A 15,271-nucleotide genomic window follows, 5' to 3' on the forward strand; every position below is an offset into this window, starting at 1 on the left:
GTCAGACTGCGGGCGAAATGGAAGACCTCCAGCGCGGAGAACGACACCATGTCATCGCGGGCGCCCATGCCCACCACCACACAGTTGCCGCCGCGCCGAGCGCTCTGCCACGCCATGCGGATCGTGGCCGCTCGGCCCACACACTCAAAGACGTGATCGGCTCCCCGACCGCCGGTCAACGACCGGATCGCCTTCGGCAGACCCTTGTCAGAGACCAGGAACTCCGTGGCGCCGCAAGCCCGTGCCAGGCCCTCCTTCTCCGGGGAGACGTCCACCGCGATGATCGGGTCCGCACCGGCCAGCCGTGCACCGGCCACGGCGGACAGACCCACCCCGCCGAGCCCGAGCACCACCACCGACTCCCCCGGACGCACCCCCGCGGTGTTGCGCACCGCGCCGACACCGGTCAGCACCGCACACCCCAGCAAGGCCGCCTCCGGCAGCGGCAGCTGGCGGGGCAGGACGATCAGCGCCCGCTCCCCGACCACGACCTCCTCCGCCAAAGCCCCCACACCCAGGGTCACATGGGCCGGCGTGCCGTCGGCCAGCCTGCCCCGGGGCCGGGAGGACACCCCCTCCGCCGTCACACACAGCCACGGCTCGCCCCGCTCACAAAACCAGCACTTCCGGCAGGCCGGCGACCAGTTGATCGCCACGTGATCGCCTACGGCGACACGCGTCACCCCCGCCCCGGCCGCGATGACCACGCCCGCGGCCTCGTGCCCGAGAACCAGCGGGAACTCCGGAGACACCGTGCCGTTGATCATCGACAGGTCCGAGTGGCAGACCCCCGCCGCCCGCACCCTCACCCGCACCTCACCCGCCGCGGGCTCGGGAAGTTCGACGTCCTCCACGGACAGTTCGGCAGTCGCCCCACGGGCTACCAGCGCCTTCACCATGTTGTCGCCACCCCGGCACTCATCGTTGGATCGCCTTGGTCTGCAAGAACTCGTCCAGGCCATAGCGCCCGAGCTCGCGCCCGGTCCCGGACTGCTTGTAGCCTCCGAACGGCGCCACCGGGTTGAAGGCCGCACCGTTGATGTCCACCGAACCGCTCTGCAGCCGGCCGGCGACGGCAAGAGCACGGCTCTCGTCGCCGGACCACACCGCCCCCGACAGCCCGTAGCGCGAGTTGTTGGCGATCGTCACCGCCTCCTCGTCATCGGAGAAGGGGATGACCGCCAGCACGGGCCCGAAGATCTCCTCCTGCGCCACCACGTCATCGGGCTTGACGTCCGCCAGCACCGTCGCCGGAACATAGTGCCCGCGCGACGGCAGATCACCGCCGCCCGCCACGAGCCGCGCCCCCTGGGACAGTCCGGTGTCGATGTGCGCGAGCACCGAAGCGCGCTGGCGCGCCGAGGACACCGGGCCCAACCGGGTCCCCGCGCACATCGGATCGCCGACCGCGTACTTGCCGGCCGCCGCAGCGGCGAGCTCCACTGCCTCCTCGTACCGGCTGTGCGGCACCAGCATCCGCGTCCACGCCGTACACGTCTGCCCGGCGTTGAGGAACGCGTTGCCCACACCCACCTTCACCGCCGTGACCAGATCCGCGTCGTCGAGAATCACGTTGGCGGACTTTCCGCCCAACTCGAGCGCAACCTTCTTCACCGTGCTCGCCGCGAGCACCGAGATCTGCTTGCCGACCTCGGTCGAGCCGGTGAACGACACCATATCGACGCCCGGATGACCCGCAAGCGCGGTGCCGATCACCGCACCCGGACCGCAGACCATGTTGAACACCCCGGCCGGCAGCTCCGCTTCGTGCACCGCGTCGGCAAGCATGTAGGCCACGAGTGGGGTGAGCTCGGCCGGCTTGAGCACCACCGTGCACCCTGCCAGCAGTGCGGGTGCCACTTTGGCGATCATCTGGTGCAGCGGGTAGTTCCACGGCGTGATCGCGGCCACCACACCGACCGGCTCTTTCAGCACGAGAGAGTGGCCGATCTCCTCGGAGAACGCGTATGCGCCGACCAGATCGACGTAACTCCGCAGCACCGTCAGCGGCAGCCCGGCCTGAATCGCCGTCGCGGTCTTCAAGGGCGTCCCGAGCTCCAGAGTGACCGTGCGCGCGATCTCCTCTCGACGACGGTCCAGGATGTGCCACAGCCGTTCCAGGCGGCTCGCTCGTTCAGCCGGAGCGAGCCCGCTCCAAGCGGGGAAGGCGCCCCTCGCGGCCTGCACGGCGGGCTCCACATCGGCTGAGGTGGCCGCGGCCACCTCACCGATGATTTCTTCGGTGGCGGGGTTCTCCACAGCGCTGGTGCCGGCATCGACGGGCTGGACCCATTCGCCGCCTATATAGAGCTTCGTGCGCTTCACTGCATTGTTCTCCGTTCATGCCAAGGGGCTCCTGAGCGTGGTGCGAGGCCCTTTGTTTTTCAGCGGCACGGTCAGAAAGTGCACATGCCGTCCAGGCCTTGGGCGAGGTAGTGCGAGCGCAGGCGCTTCTTGTCGAATTTGCCTACTGAGGTCTTGGGAATGCGCCTGACGAAGACGATGTGATCCGGGACCCAGTACCTGGCGAATCTGGTGCGCAGGTGACTGCGCAGTTCCTCGGCGGTGACCGTGCCCTGCGCTTCGACGCAGGCGAGCGGACGCTCGAGCCAGGTGTCGTCCGGGATCGCGATCACCACGGCTTCACGCACCAACGGATGCGCCATCAGCGCGTTCTCCAGATCGACAGAGGATATCCACTCGCCCCCGCTCTTGATCAGGTCCTTCGAGCGGTCTTTGAGTCGCATGCAGCCGTCCGGTGCGAACACGCTCACGTCTCCGGTGCGCAGCCAGCCGTCCCGGAAGCTGTCCACCGAACGCGGGTCGTCGAAGTACTCGCGCGCAACCCAGGGAGACCGGACTTCGAGCTCACCGACCGTTTCGCCGTCCCACGGCAGCTCGTTGCCGCCCTCGTCCGTGATGCGCATTTCCACGAGTGGCAGGGGCTTTCCCTGGGTGCGTGTGTCCTGGGCGAACGTGGCTATCGGCGATGTCTCGGTCATTCCCCAGCCGTTGACGATCTCGGTGCCTTGGCGACGCCACCAGTCGCTCAGTGCGGCCGGCGTGGCCTGTCCGCCGAGCCATAGGCGGCGCATGGAGTCGAGGCGGTATCGTCGGCCGGTCCGTTCGTGCTCCGCCTTGAGCATCGTCCCGACGGTCACAGCCGCGACCACGGTCGTGGCCCGGCGGTCCTGGACGATGCGCAGCAGTGTCTCAGGGCTCGGGTGGGTTCCGGGCAGCACCAGTGTCGCGCCCTGCAGAGTACAGGCGTAGGGAGTGCCCCATGCGTTCACGTGTGACATCGGGGTGACCACGAGGCAGGTCTCCTCCTCCGCGATCTCCGCGGACCCCTTGGCACACAAGGCCAACGCATGGAGAACCATGCTGCGGTGGCTGTACAGGACGCCCTTCGGATCGCCGGTGGTACCTGAGGTGTAGCACAGCGAGGCGGCGGTGTTCTCGCTGAACTCGGGAAGGTGCAGCGGGTTGGCGTCGGCCATGAGCTCCTCGTACGCGATCACGGGGTTCAGCATCGTGTCCGTGGGCACGTCGCCGAAGACCACATAGCAGCGCACCGACGGAAGCCGATCGGCGATGCTCTCGAGCAGCGGAACCATGTCAGGGTCGACGAACACCACACGGTCTCCCGCGTGGTCGATGGTGTAGGCGAGCTGGTCCTCGGACAGGCGGTGGTTGGCCGTATGCAGGACCGCGCCGATGCCCGGAACGGCGAAGTAGCATTCGAGGTGCCGATGGCTGTTCCAGGCCAGGGTCGCCACGCGATCACCAGGTGCGATTCCGAGGTTGCGCAGGACACCGGCCAGACGCCGGACCCGGTGGCCGAGTTCGGCATACGTGTACTCGTGATAACCGGAGTCCGTCCGGGACACCACGAGCCTGTCTCCGAATATCCGTTCACCGCGCCACAGCAGTCGCGTGGTCAACAGCGGCCGGTCCATCATCAGGCCGTCCATCGCAGGTAACCGCCCTTCTCCCCTTTGTCAACGAAAGCCACGATGCCCATGAGCCGCGGGGCAGGAGCGTCCCAATACGAAACACGGTGTCGTCGAGGGAGGTGTTCGAGGTCTCAGCCCAGCGGCGCAGGAGTCTTGGCCTTCCGCTGCACGACCCGCCGGGCCGAGATCGTCCGGCACAGGTCTTCCAGACTCGCCAGGTTGTGACCCGGCAGGAAGACATCGATGTACGGCAGCGCGGCGGCCATGCCCCTGGCGAGCGGCCGATAACGCGGGTCACCCTTCAGCGGATTGAGCCAGACGACACGGTGAGCCCGCCGCGACAAGGCGCACATGGCCTCGCCCAGCGTCGCCGGATCGTCCCGGTCCAGGCCGTCGGAACACACCACGAGCAGCGCTCCACGCAGCGATGAGTGTCCGCCGTAACGGTCCACCAGCTCACGCATCGAGGTGCCGAGCAGGGTGCCGCCGTCCCAGTCGTCGACGACCTCGCCGATGTGCCGCAGTGCCGTGTCCACCGACACCTTGCGCAGGCTGTCGGTGACACGGGTCAGGTGCATTCCGCAGGTGAACACTTCCACACGATGTCCCGCGCGCTTCAGCGTGTGTCCGAAGCGCAGCAACGCCTTCGCGTACGGCGTCATGGACCCGGACACGTCGATCACCAGGGTCAGCGGACGCTCTCGGAAGCGCTGCCGACGCCAGGGCAGACGCATTGCTTCGCCGTCGGTCGGCAGTGACTCGCGCAGCACCCCCCGGACGTGCAGATACCGGCCGGCGACGGCCGGCCGGCGGCGACGGCTGCGTCGCCGGGGCAGTTCGGGGCGCAGCCGGCGGATCAGGGCGGCGGCCCGGCGCCGCTCCTGCGGTGTCATCGCGCCGAAGGACTTCTCCTTGAGCAGGTGCACCTCGCCGGGGACCAGCCGGGCGTCGTCCGCCTGTTCGTCCTCGGCGTCGGCGGCCCACGGCGTCGGTGTGCCGGACGCGGCGTCGTCGCGTTCGACGGCGCTCATCGGGACCGCCCTGGGCTGGGGCGGCACGTCGCGCTCATCGCCCGGCAACTCCCCGAAGAAGTCGGCGAACGCGCGGTCGTACACCGTGCCGTGCTGCCGCTGGCCGACGAGTACCGCCCGTCCCGCCCAGTAGATCTGCCGCAGGCCGAGCGAACTCCCGGGAGCCGCTGCCATCAGGTGCAGTGCCTCGTAGAACGCCACGGTCTGCTCAGGGCCGGGCGGCAGCCCGCGTACCCGGAGCAGCCCGACGAACTCCACACAGGTTCGTCCGGTGACGTCGGCGAGGTAAGGCGGGGGCGCGGTCATGGTGCGGTCGGTACGACGTCGGCGATCCGTTCCCGGACCGACTGCTGGTCGTCGACGTCCTTCACCAGGGCGCTCAGGGTGGCGACGGCCGTCTCCGGCGACAGGGTGGAGACACCCAGCATGTGCAGGGCGCCCGCCCAGTCGATGCTCTCGCCCACGCCCGGAGAATGGCCGAGGCCGAGCCCGCGCACCCGCCGTACGGCCGTGGCGACCTCACGGGCGAGCGGTTCCGGAATCTCGGGGGCACGCAACCGCAGGATGCGGTACTCACGGTCGATGTCCGGGTGATCCACCCAGTAGTAGAGGCAGCGGCGGCGCAGTGCGTTGTGCAGGTCCCTGGTGCGGTTCGAGGTGAGAACGACCAGGGGGCGGGAGGTCGCCTCGATCCGGCCCACCTCGGGGATGGTGACGGTGAAGTCCGACAGCAGCTCCAGCAGGAACGCCTCGAACTCGTCGTCGGCGCGGTCGAGTTCGTCGATCAGCAGTACGGCGCGGTCGCCCGTCTCCAGGGCGTCCAGGAGCGGGCGGGTGAGCAGGTAGTCCCGGGTGAAGACATCCTCCGCGCGGGTGCCGTCGGCGCCCCGGACGGCGAGCAGTTGGCGGCCGTAGTGCCAGTCGTAGAGTGCCTGGCTGGTGTCGATGCCCTCGTAGCACTGCAGGCGGATCAGCTCGCGGTCCAGTACCTCGGACAGCGCTCGGGCGACCTCGGTCTTGCCGACGCCGTTGGCGCCTTCCAGCAGGAGCGGCCGCCCCAGCCCGAGGGCGAGGTACACGGCCGTTGCGAGCCCTTCGTCGGCGAGGTAGCGGACCTGCTCAAGACGCTTGCTGACTTCGGCGACCGAAGCCACGTCGCCTTGCCCGCCGGGCGCCGGCGGCCGTACTTCAGCCGGCACGATGCGTCCCCGCGGGCCTGCGCAGTTTTCCGAACTGGCGGAGCAGGGCGCGCCAGAGCGTGCCCGCCAACAGCCGGAACCCAGCCACAGCCTCGCCGTCCTCCGGTCGGGGCTGCGACGCTGCGGGTGCGGCCGCCGACGAGGCCGGGGCGCCCGTCTCCGGCCCGGGTTCCGGGACTTGTCGGGCCTGTTGCAGATGGGCCTGGAGCGAGGCGGCGAACTTCTTGGTCATCTGCTCGGAGACGTCCTGGATCATGCCCCGGCCGAACTGGGCGATCTGGCCGCTCACTTTGAGGTCCGTGAGCACCGACACCGACGTGGTGTCCGGCTGTGGGCCGGGCTCGGCCGTCACTCGGATGTCCGCCGTCGCGCTGCCTCGACCACGCTGGTCCTTGCCGGCGCCGCGCAGCGTCATCCGGCGCCCGACGTCGTCGCGCTCCACCATTTCGACAGTGCCCTCGAAGGCCATGGCCACGGGGCCGAACTTGATCTTCAGCCGACCTCGCCAGTTCTTGTCGTCGATGGTTTCGACGAGTTCGGCGCCCGGCATGCAAGGCACGATGTTCTCGACGTCGAGGAGGAAGCCCCAGGCTTCCCCGACGGAGGAGGAGACCACGAATGAGTTCTGCAGTTGCACCGTGTGTTCCTATCGATCGTTCAGGGGACGGTCTGCGCGACGGGCTCCGCCGCGAGGTCGAGCGCGTACGGGCGGCTGACGGACTCCTTGCCCAGACTGCCGCGACTGGCGGCCAAGACCTCGGCAACGATCGAGAGGGCGATCTCGCCCGGCCCCTGCGCACCGAGGTCCAGTCCGGCGGGGCCGTGCAGGCGCAGCCCGTCCTGGCAGGTCGGGCGAACGCCGTCGCGGCCAAGGTCGTCGAGCAGACGCTGCAGCCGTCGCCGGGGGCCGAGGACGCCGATGTACGAGGCGTCCGTGCGCAGGGCCGCACCGAGGTAGTCGCGGTCCCGCAGGAAGTTGTGGCTCATCACGACGACGTAGGTGTCACGGTCCACGGGCAGTTCACGGACCGGGCCCGACGCACTGAGGACGAGCTTGGTCCCCGGCGGGAAGCGGTCGGGGTTCAGTACCAGGCGGCGGTCGTCCACGACGATCACGTCCCAGCCGAGCTCCGCGGCACGGCGGGCCACCGGCACGGCGTCGGCGCCCGCGCCGCACACCACGAGCCGCGGCGGCGGTTGCAGGACCTCGACGAACGCGTGTTCCTCGCGCTGCGCGGAGCACAGCGACACCAAGCCTGTACGGCCTGAGGCGAGCGCGGACCGCACCGCCCTCGGCACGGACTCGACGCCGTCGACTCCGCAGACCGGCCCCGCTGAGCCGATCCGCCACCAGTGCCGGCCGATATCCGGCCCGGAGGTGACCGTCAGCAGCATGGCCTGGCGGCGGGACGACAGCGCCTCATCGAGCACGCATGCCGCGGCCCGTACGGACTCGGCCGGTTGGACGAGGATGTCGAGGACGCCGTTGCACCCCAAGCCCCAGCCGAGGACGGCCTCATCGTCGGCGGTGAGGTCGAACGTCACCATCTGGGCGGTCCCGATCCGTTCGACCTCGTCGGCTGCCTCGACGATCTCGGCGTCGAGACAGCCGCCGGTGAGGTTGCCCTCCGTGCTGCCGTCCTCGCGCACCAGCAGCCGCGCGCCCGGCCGGCGGTAGGACGAGCCGCGAACGTCGACGAGCGTGGCGAGGGCGATCGGATGGGGCCGTCCCGCGCGGTCCTCGTGCCGGAACTCGCCGAGGACCGCGCGGAGTTCCGCGGCGGTGGCTGACATCAGCCGTCCTCCGCCGGTGTGGTGCCCGCCTGTACGGCGGCCACGATGTCCGAGGGCTTGACCGGCAGCTCCCGGATCCGCATCCCGTACTCCCGCAACGCGTCGTCGATGGCCGCCGACACCACCGACGGCGTCACCATGCGGCCGCCTTCGCCGCCGCCCTTGATGCCGTACTCGGTGAACGGCGAGGGCGTCTCGACGTGCCCGATGCGGAACGCCGGGACCTCGTTGGCCGTGGGCACGAGGTAGTCCATGAACGTCGACGACTTGAACTGACCGTCCTCGTCGTAGGCCAGCTCCTCGTACAGCGTGGATCCGAGGCCCTGCGCGGAACCGCCCGTGACATGACCGTCCAGGCTCTTCGGGTTGACGATGGTGCCCGCGTCGTGGACGGCGACGTAGTCCAGGAACGTCACCATGCCGGTGTCCGAGTCCACCTCGAGGACCGCGATGTGGCAGGCGTGGCCCATGATCGGGTAGAAGACTCCCAGATCAGAGCGGTCCGCGGAGGGAAGCGTCGTGTACGGGTGGTCGTAGGTGTACGACGCCTCCAGACCGCTCGTCATGCCCTCGGGGAGGTTGAGCGCGAAGAAGTAAGCCGTCCCCGCGAGCTCGGCCAGGGTCAGCCCCCGTTCGGGGGCGCCCTTGACCTGGACGCGGGCGTCCACGAGTTCGAGGTCCTCGGCCGCCACCTCGAGGGTGTGGGCGGCGATGTCGATCAGCTTCTTCCTCAGCTTGCGGGACGCGCCCCTGATCGCGCCGGCGACCATCACGGTGAACCGGCTGCCGCCGGGGCCGGTTCCGGGCAGCGCATGCGCGGAGTCGGCGTAGCGCACGTTGACGCTCTCCGGTTCGATGCCGAACTCCTCGGCGAGGATGGTGCAGCCGACGGTCTCGGGGCTGTTGCCCCACATCGCCTGGCTGTGCAGCAGCAACTGGAACCCGCCCGCAGGGTCGATCGTCACCGTCGCGCTCTCGGGACTCGACGTGATCGGGAACGGCGGATCGTCGAACCAGAACCAGAACTCGGTCGAGGAGAACACCGAGCGTTCCTGGGTGGTTGCGATCCCGATGCCGATGTGGCGGCCTTCCTCCTCCCGCAGCCGCCGCTGTTCGGCGCGCCACTTGTCCAGGTCGATCATCGACAGCGCCTTGTCCAGCACGGCGGGATAGTTGCCGCTGTCGTAGACGTTGCCGCCGGGGATCTTGTACGGGAACACGTCGGGCTGGATGAAGTTCCGCCGCCGGATCTCCTCCGGCGCGAGGCCGAGCCGCACGGCTCCCTGCTCGACCAGCCGTTCCAGCACCCAGTTGTGCACCTCGGAGCCGAAGCCGCGGTAGGCGCCCTGCTGACACTTGTTGGTGACCACGGCGCGTACCCGGTACCGCACGTTCCGGAAGGCGTAGGGGCCGACGATCTGGGAGAACGCGTTGCCGTGCGTGCCGACGCCGAACTGCATGTAGGCGCCGTAGTCGTCCACGACGTCGATGTCGAGACCGGTGATCGTGCCGTCCTGCCGGAAGCCCATCTTGACTTCGTAGTACCGGTCCGACGCGTGGTGGTCGGAGTTCATCAAGTGGTCGATGCGATCCTCGATGTACGAGACCGGACGCCCCGTCTGCAGGGCCAGGAAGCCGGCGAGGGTGGGCACCTTGTGCGCGGTGAACTTGCTGCCGAAGCTGCCGCCCGCCGGGACCGGGTGCATCGTCAGCTTGGTGGAGGGGAGCTTCAGCGCGGCGGCGATCAGGAAGGCGAAGTAGCTGAAGTTCAGCGAGTTGCAGTAGATCTCCATGACGCCGTTGAGACCGGGACGTGCGACCGCGCCCGTGGTCTCCATCGGCATGCCCGCGGACCGTCCCCAGTGGAGCGTGTCCTCGATGACGAAGTCGGCCTCGGCGAACGAGCCACCCGCGTCGCCGAACTCGAAGGTCCGCTCGTAGCCGATATTGCTGCCGTGCTCCTCGTGCAGAAGCGCGGACCCGGGCTCCATGGCAGCCATCGGGTCGGTGACAGGCGGGAGGTCCTCGTACTCGACCTCGATGAGTTCCACGGCGTCCTCGGCGATGTAGCGGCTCTCCGCGACGACCGCTGCCACGGCTTCGCCGACGTAGCGGACCTTGTCGGCCGCGAGGGGGTACTGCGCGATGGAGGCCGGGCCAAAGTTCATGCACGGGTTCATACTGGCCTTGCAGTCCTCGCCGGTGAGCACGGCGACGACTCCGGGCAGCTTCAGTGCCTCCGTGGCGTCGATCGAGACGATCCGCGCGTGCGGCACCGGGCTGCGCAGGATCGCAGCGTGAAGCAGGCCCGGGAACTTCATGTCGGCGATGTAGCCGCCACGTCCCACAAGCAGCCTCGGGTCCTCTACCCGCTTGCGGTCCGCGCCCAGGTACTTGTATTTGGGGGTTTCCTCGGTCGTCGTCATCGGGTTCACTCCCCACGCTCGTCGGTGCCCGGGCCACCGCAGCGCAGCTTCGCGCAGGCGGACTGGACCGCGTTGACGATGTTCTGGTATCCGGTGCAGCGGCACAGGATCCCGGAGATCTCGTGGCGCACCTCGGCGTCGGTCAGCTGCCGGCCGGTCTCGACGATCTCCTTGGTGCGCAGCACCATCGCGGGCGTGCAGAAACCGCACTGCAAACCGTGCTCCTCGGCGAAGGACTCCTGGATGGGGTGCAGCTCGGCCGGGTCGGCGGACAGGCTCTCGACGGTCTCGACCGTGTGCCCGTCCGACTGGACGGCCAGCATCAGGCAGGAACGCACGGACCGGCCGTCGAAGAGGACGGTGCAGCATCCGCACACGCCGTGTTCGCATCCCAGGTGGACGCTGACCAGGTCGAGGTCGTCGCGCAGAAAGTCGGCGAGCGTGGTGCGCGTGGACACCTCTCGGGCGACGTCCCGGCCGTTGACGCGCACGGTCACGGTCCGCCGGTCGGTGCCGTACTCGGCGGTGGTGGAGGTCGTCACTTCCCGTTGCTCCTGTCGTGGACGCGGGCCACGGCCGCGGTGATTGCCCGCCGTACCACGACGGTGGCGAGGTGCCGGCGATAGGCACGTGAGGCGTGCATGTCGTCGCCCGAGGTGACCTGGGGCACGATCTCGTTGGCGGCCCTGGCGATGTTCTCCTCGGTCGGGGCCTCGCCGATCAGCGCGTTCTCGACCGCGGACGCGCGTACCGGTGTGTCGGAGATGCTGGAGACGGCGACGGAGAGGGAGGCGAAGCGGCCGTCCCTGTCCAGGACCGCCACCGCTGCGGCACCGGCGAGCGCGAAGTCGCCCGCACGCCTGGCGACTTCGACGAAGCTGTGGCCTGCGGTCCGCGGCATGACGGGGTATCGGACCGCGACGAGGACTTCCTCAGGCTCCAGCGCGGTGGTCATCCAGCCCTGGAAGAATTCCCGGGCGGCGACGGTGCGGGACCCCGACGGGCCTCGTACGACGATCTCCGCGTCGAGCGCCACCGCCGTGCAGGGCAGTTCGGCGGCGGAGTCGGCGTGCGCGATGCTGCCGCCGACCGTGCCGCGATGCCGGTTCTCGACATGGCCGATGAATCCGACGGCTTCGGGGAGCAGCGGGACCAGTTCCCTGACATCGGGATGGTCCTCCAGTTCGTACTGCCGAACCCCGGCGCCGACTTCCAGCTTGTCCGGCTGGCGCTCGATGCGCTGCAGGTCACCGATCTTGTTGATGTCGATCAGTGCCTCTGGCCGGGCGAGCCGGATGTTCAGCATGGGCAGGAGGCTCTGGCCCCCCGCCAGGACGACCGAGTCCGTGCCGTACTCGCTCTTGAGCGCGACGGCCTCGTCAATGGTTTCGGGATCACAATAGGTGAACCTGGGCGGCTTCATTGCCTCTCCCTTCGGTGCGGCTCCCGGGCGAGCAGGTGACCGGAGTCCCGGCCGAGGTCGGCTGGGGCGCGGTTGTCGACCAGGTTATGGCGCAATCTCTTCATTCAGGCTGTGTGACTCCACATGCCCTTGCGTGGATCATGTGCCCCCAGCCATGGCGCTGCTGCCTGAAACTGTGCGGCTCCTGAGTCCGCCGACGGCGACGAAACAGGCCAGTCAACTGCTCGCCCGGACTCGCGCACGGGACCCCGCTGCTAAGTCGTCGTCTCGACGGGAACTTGGGGCGATGGGGCGGCGGCCGACCGGCCTCCCGGGATGAAGGTCGCGATGGCCAGGACTACTGCGGCTGCGCCGGCGCCGACGGCCAGGACCGTCCGCAGCCCGTTCTCGGAGGGCACCTGCGCATCGGCGAAGCTGATGGTCATGTGGGCGAGGATCACGCCGGCCGCAGCGCTGGAGGACGTGGTGCCGATGGAACGCATCAGGCTGTTGAGACCGTTGGCCGCCGCCGTCTCGGACACCGGCACGGCGCCCATGATGAGCGTCGGCAGGGCGCCGAGGCAGAAGCCGACCCCGGCCGCGATGACACACGAAGCCATGATGAGCTGCCACATCCCGGACATCATCACCATGGCGAGGAGGTAGCCGGCGCCGGTGATCGCGGCGCCGATGACAAGGGTCAGTTTCGGGCTCTTGGCCTTGGTGATGCGGGCGGCCAGCGGGGAGAAGGCCATCATCGCCAGGCCTTGAGGCGCCAGAGCCAGGCCGGTGACGACGAGAGACTTGCCCAGCCCGTATCCGGTGGCCCTCGGCAGCTGGAGTACCTGCGGTATGACCAGGTTCGTCGCGAACAGCGAGAGTCCAAGTGCCACTGCCGCGAGGTTGGTGAAGAGCACCAGGGGGCGTGCCGAGCTGCGCAGATCGACCACGGGTTGCGGGGTGCGCAGCTCGTACCAACCCCACAGCGGCAGGACGACAACGGTCGCGGTGAACAGCAGAAGCGTAGTGGCGCTGCGCCAGCCCCAGTCCTCGCCCTTGGACGCCGCCAGCAGCAGGCAGACCAGGCCGACGGTCAGCCCGAGCGCCCCTGGGAAGTCGAAACTTCCGCCGGTGCGCACCTTGGACTTCGGGACGAGCAGCAGAATAAGGACAAGGGAGACGACGCTGCAGCCGGCTGCGGTCCAGAACAGGACGTGCCAGTGAAAGTTGTCGGCGATGAGCGCCGCGGTCGGCAGGCCAACGGCCCCGCCGACGCCGAGTGAGCCCGCCATCACAGCCGCAGCCACGGGTAGCCGCTCCGCGGGCACCTCGTCTCGCATGATGCTGAGGCACAGGGGGATGACGCCGTGCGCCATGCCCTGCAAAGCGCGGCCGACGAGCAGCGGGGCCAGGGTGTCGCTGAGCGCGCAAACGACGGAACCCAGTGCCAGCAGGCCGATGCCGAGCAGCAGCATGCGGCGCTTGCCGTACATGTCGGCCAGGCGCCCCATCATCGGCGTGGTGACGGCGCCGCACAACAGTGTCACCGTGAGGGCCCAGGCAGTGTCGGACACTGGGGCGTTGAGGTAGCGGGGAAGGTGCGGGATGACCGGGATGATCAACGTGTTCAGCAGCGTGGCGACGATCCCGGTGAAGGTGAGCACCACCACCAGGATGTTCACCTGCCGGGCGCTGCGATCACGGGTCGAGGCGGCTTGGCCATGCTCGGGGGACATGTCTGGGGCCTCCGTGGGGGGAGCCGACTGGCAGCGGCGGCAGTCTGGGATGGGGCCAAAGCGGCGCACGTGCAGTTCAGGACCGGGTCCTGCCGACCGCGAGGACGGGCACCGCCCCGACGGTCTGCCGCTCCAACTCGCCCTGCATGAGGGCGGCTTCTTCAAGCCGCGCGTCGTTCTGGCTCTGCGCGCGATTGCCTGTCGCGTCTCACGCCCTCATGGCCTGCTCATACAGCGGGCTGTCGACGCTGTAATAGTTGCAATGGAATCCGCTCGGGATGCGGAAGGGGATCCGCACCCGGGCCAAGGGCCCGGAAGACAGATCACGGGCGTCGAACACCGCCAGTTCGGTTTCGGCGGCTCCCTCCTTGTGCACCAAGGTCAGGGCGTAGCCGTCGAGTTCGCTGGTGCCCCCGACGCGCGGTGCGAAGATGAGTTCACCGGCCGCCGCTCCGTCGCCGAAGTGGTAGAGGTCCTCAACACCGGTGCGGGTGTCGACCCGCAGCACCGAGTCCATGCCGTCGACCCGGCCGTCGACCGAGTTCAGGTTGCTGTTGGAGAAGGCGTAGCGGCTGGGGCGTGTCATGAGCCGATCGTCCGGGCGAGGGAACTGGATGTCCCGGTCATTGATGATCTCCTCACGGACCGCTCCGGTGTCAGCCGCCAGGTCGATCGTCCAGCGGCGCAGGCTCTGCTGGGTTTCCTGGTGCGACCGACGTCGGCCATGGAGGTCCGGGAACAGCGCTGTGCCCTCGGCCGCCGCCACGTCGGCGACGATGCGGTGTCCGTCCTCCCACACGTTCGCCTGATGGAGCATGTGCCGGGGTTCCACTTCGAACCAGCGAACGTCCGAGGCCGTACCGCGACGCGGCATCACGCCGAGTTTCGTCGGGCGGTCCGGCATCCATGCGACGATCGGGCCACCGGACAGCGCACGCTTGATGCTGACGTCCAGCGGTGTCACCGGGAACACGACATGGTTCTCGGTGACGAAAAAGGTGTGCATCAAGGATTGGTGCGGAACCGGGATGACTTCGGTCCTGATCGGCCGACCGGAGAAATCGATGACTTCATAGTGAATTTCCGGAGACCTGTCTCCGTCGCGAGCGATCGTTCCGATGTTGACCAGCTCACCGTTGGCGTGATCGACGGTGGGATGCGCGGAGAACGTCGTGGTGATCACGCCGCCGTAGGACTCCTCGCCGATCGTTTCGAGGCTGCGCGGATCGAGCTCGACCGGCGGTGCGCCTTCCATCAGCGCCAGGAGTTTCCCGCCGTGCAGAATGATGTTGGTGTTCGCGGTGTTGTAGCGGGTATGCCGGGCGATCGGGTCGGTGGTCACCGGGTTTCCATGCACACCGAACAGCCGCCGCCCCTCCTTCATCTCAAGCAGCAGTTTGTCGGTGCGGACCCACCGGTTGCGCATCGACGCCCGGCCGTCCTCGATGAAGAAGGCATAGACCATGCCGTCTCCGTCGAACCAGTGGTAGTCCTCGTCGGTCGGCGGGTACAACGGCTCAGCACCGTTGCGGTAGAAAACCCCTGCCAGGTCTGCAGGCAGCTCACCCTCGACGAACAGGTCGGGTGCGTCCACCTCCATCCGGGTGGGGCGATGGTGCCCGGTGAGGTACGGACTTTCGCGATAGTTCGTGGCGGCCATGGTCTCCTCGTCGAAGTGGTGTCGCACATGCAGGTGGACGGACCGCGTCATGGCGACCTAGGTCACG

General features: G+C 68.6%; 12 protein-coding genes. All 12 read right to left on the bottom strand.

The genetic code is table 11. The features are described 5' to 3' along the window. A partial coding sequence (locus tag ACIBAF_RS25005) for an alcohol dehydrogenase catalytic domain-containing protein (protein ID WP_399465800.1) occupies positions 1–899 on the bottom strand: 899 nt, incomplete at its 3' end. A gap of 19 nt (positions 900–918) precedes the next feature. Further along, complete coding sequence (locus tag ACIBAF_RS25010; RefSeq protein WP_399465802.1) at positions 919–2,325, bottom strand: aldehyde dehydrogenase family protein; 1,407 nt, start codon at positions 2,323–2,325, stop codon at positions 919–921. A gap of 71 nt (positions 2,326–2,396) precedes the next feature. Further along, the gene (locus ACIBAF_RS25015; protein ID WP_399465804.1) at positions 2,397–3,974 is read right to left on the bottom strand and encodes a long-chain fatty acid--CoA ligase; all 1,578 of its coding nucleotides are present in this window, start codon (positions 3,972–3,974) and stop codon (positions 2,397–2,399) included. 113 nt (positions 3,975–4,087) lie between these two features. Continuing rightward, positions 4,088–5,293 carry a VWA domain-containing protein gene (locus ACIBAF_RS25020; protein ID WP_399465805.1) on the bottom strand — a complete coding sequence of 402 codons (1,206 nt, stop codon included), beginning with the start codon at positions 5,291–5,293 and terminating at the stop codon, positions 4,088–4,090. Further along, a complete protein-coding gene (locus tag ACIBAF_RS25025; protein ID WP_399465806.1) occupies positions 5,290–6,141 on the bottom strand; it encodes an AAA family ATPase in 852 nt (283 codons plus the stop codon). The genes ACIBAF_RS25020 and ACIBAF_RS25025 overlap by 4 nt, the downstream gene beginning before the upstream one ends. Before the next feature lie 34 nt (positions 6,142–6,175). Next, positions 6,176–6,823 carry an SRPBCC family protein gene (locus ACIBAF_RS25030; RefSeq protein WP_399465808.1) on the bottom strand — a complete coding sequence of 216 codons (648 nt, stop codon included), beginning with the start codon at positions 6,821–6,823 and terminating at the stop codon, positions 6,176–6,178. Between the two features lie 20 nt (positions 6,824–6,843). Further along, positions 6,844–7,980 carry an XdhC family protein gene (locus ACIBAF_RS25035; RefSeq protein WP_399465809.1) on the bottom strand — a complete coding sequence of 379 codons (1,137 nt, stop codon included), beginning with the start codon at positions 7,978–7,980 and terminating at the stop codon, positions 6,844–6,846. Continuing rightward, positions 7,980–10,406 carry a xanthine dehydrogenase family protein molybdopterin-binding subunit gene (locus tag ACIBAF_RS25040; RefSeq protein ID WP_399465810.1) on the bottom strand — a complete coding sequence of 809 codons (2,427 nt, stop codon included), beginning with the start codon at positions 10,404–10,406 and terminating at the stop codon, positions 7,980–7,982. The genes ACIBAF_RS25035 and ACIBAF_RS25040 overlap by 1 nt, the downstream gene beginning before the upstream one ends. Before the next feature lie 5 nt (positions 10,407–10,411). Then, the gene (locus ACIBAF_RS25045) at positions 10,412–10,948 is read right to left on the bottom strand and encodes a (2Fe-2S)-binding protein (protein ID WP_399465812.1); all 537 of its coding nucleotides are present in this window, start codon (positions 10,946–10,948) and stop codon (positions 10,412–10,414) included. Then, on the bottom strand, positions 10,945–11,829 hold the full coding sequence (locus ACIBAF_RS25050; RefSeq protein WP_399465813.1) for an FAD binding domain-containing protein: 885 nt from the start codon (positions 11,827–11,829) through the stop codon (positions 10,945–10,947). Before ACIBAF_RS25050 ends, ACIBAF_RS25045 begins: the two co-directional genes overlap by 4 nt. Before the next feature lie 254 nt (positions 11,830–12,083). Beyond that, positions 12,084–13,544, bottom strand: coding sequence for an MFS transporter (locus ACIBAF_RS25055; protein WP_399465815.1), 1,461 nt, complete (start codon positions 13,542–13,544; stop codon positions 12,084–12,086). 208 nt (positions 13,545–13,752) lie between these two features. Then, positions 13,753–15,204 carry a carotenoid oxygenase family protein gene (locus ACIBAF_RS25060; protein WP_399465817.1) on the bottom strand — a complete coding sequence of 484 codons (1,452 nt, stop codon included), beginning with the start codon at positions 15,202–15,204 and terminating at the stop codon, positions 13,753–13,755. Positions 15,205–15,271 lie beyond the last annotated feature (67 nt).

The organism is Streptomyces sp. NPDC051677 (assembly GCF_044453465.1).
Taxonomy (GTDB): Bacteria; Actinomycetota; Actinomycetes; order Streptomycetales; family Streptomycetaceae; genus Streptomyces.

Coding starts and splice junctions, on each gene's coding strand:
- ACIBAF_RS25015 (WP_399465804.1), bottom strand. CDS start 3,974: ATGGACGGCCTGATGATGGACCGGCCGCTGTTGACCACGCGACTGCTG.
- ACIBAF_RS25020 (WP_399465805.1), bottom strand. CDS start 5,293: ATGACCGCGCCCCCGCCTTACCTCGCCGACGTCACCGGACGAACCTGT.
- ACIBAF_RS25035 (WP_399465809.1), bottom strand. CDS start 7,980: ATGTCAGCCACCGCCGCGGAACTCCGCGCGGTCCTCGGCGAGTTCCGG.
- ACIBAF_RS25040 (WP_399465810.1), bottom strand. CDS start 10,406: ATGACGACGACCGAGGAAACCCCCAAATACAAGTACCTGGGCGCGGAC.
- ACIBAF_RS25050 (WP_399465813.1), bottom strand. CDS start 11,829: ATGAAGCCGCCCAGGTTCACCTATTGTGATCCCGAAACCATTGACGAG.
- ACIBAF_RS25055 (WP_399465815.1), bottom strand. CDS start 13,544: ATGTCCCCCGAGCATGGCCAAGCCGCCTCGACCCGTGATCGCAGCGCC.
- ACIBAF_RS25060 (WP_399465817.1), bottom strand. CDS start 15,204: ATGGCCGCCACGAACTATCGCGAAAGTCCGTACCTCACCGGGCACCAT.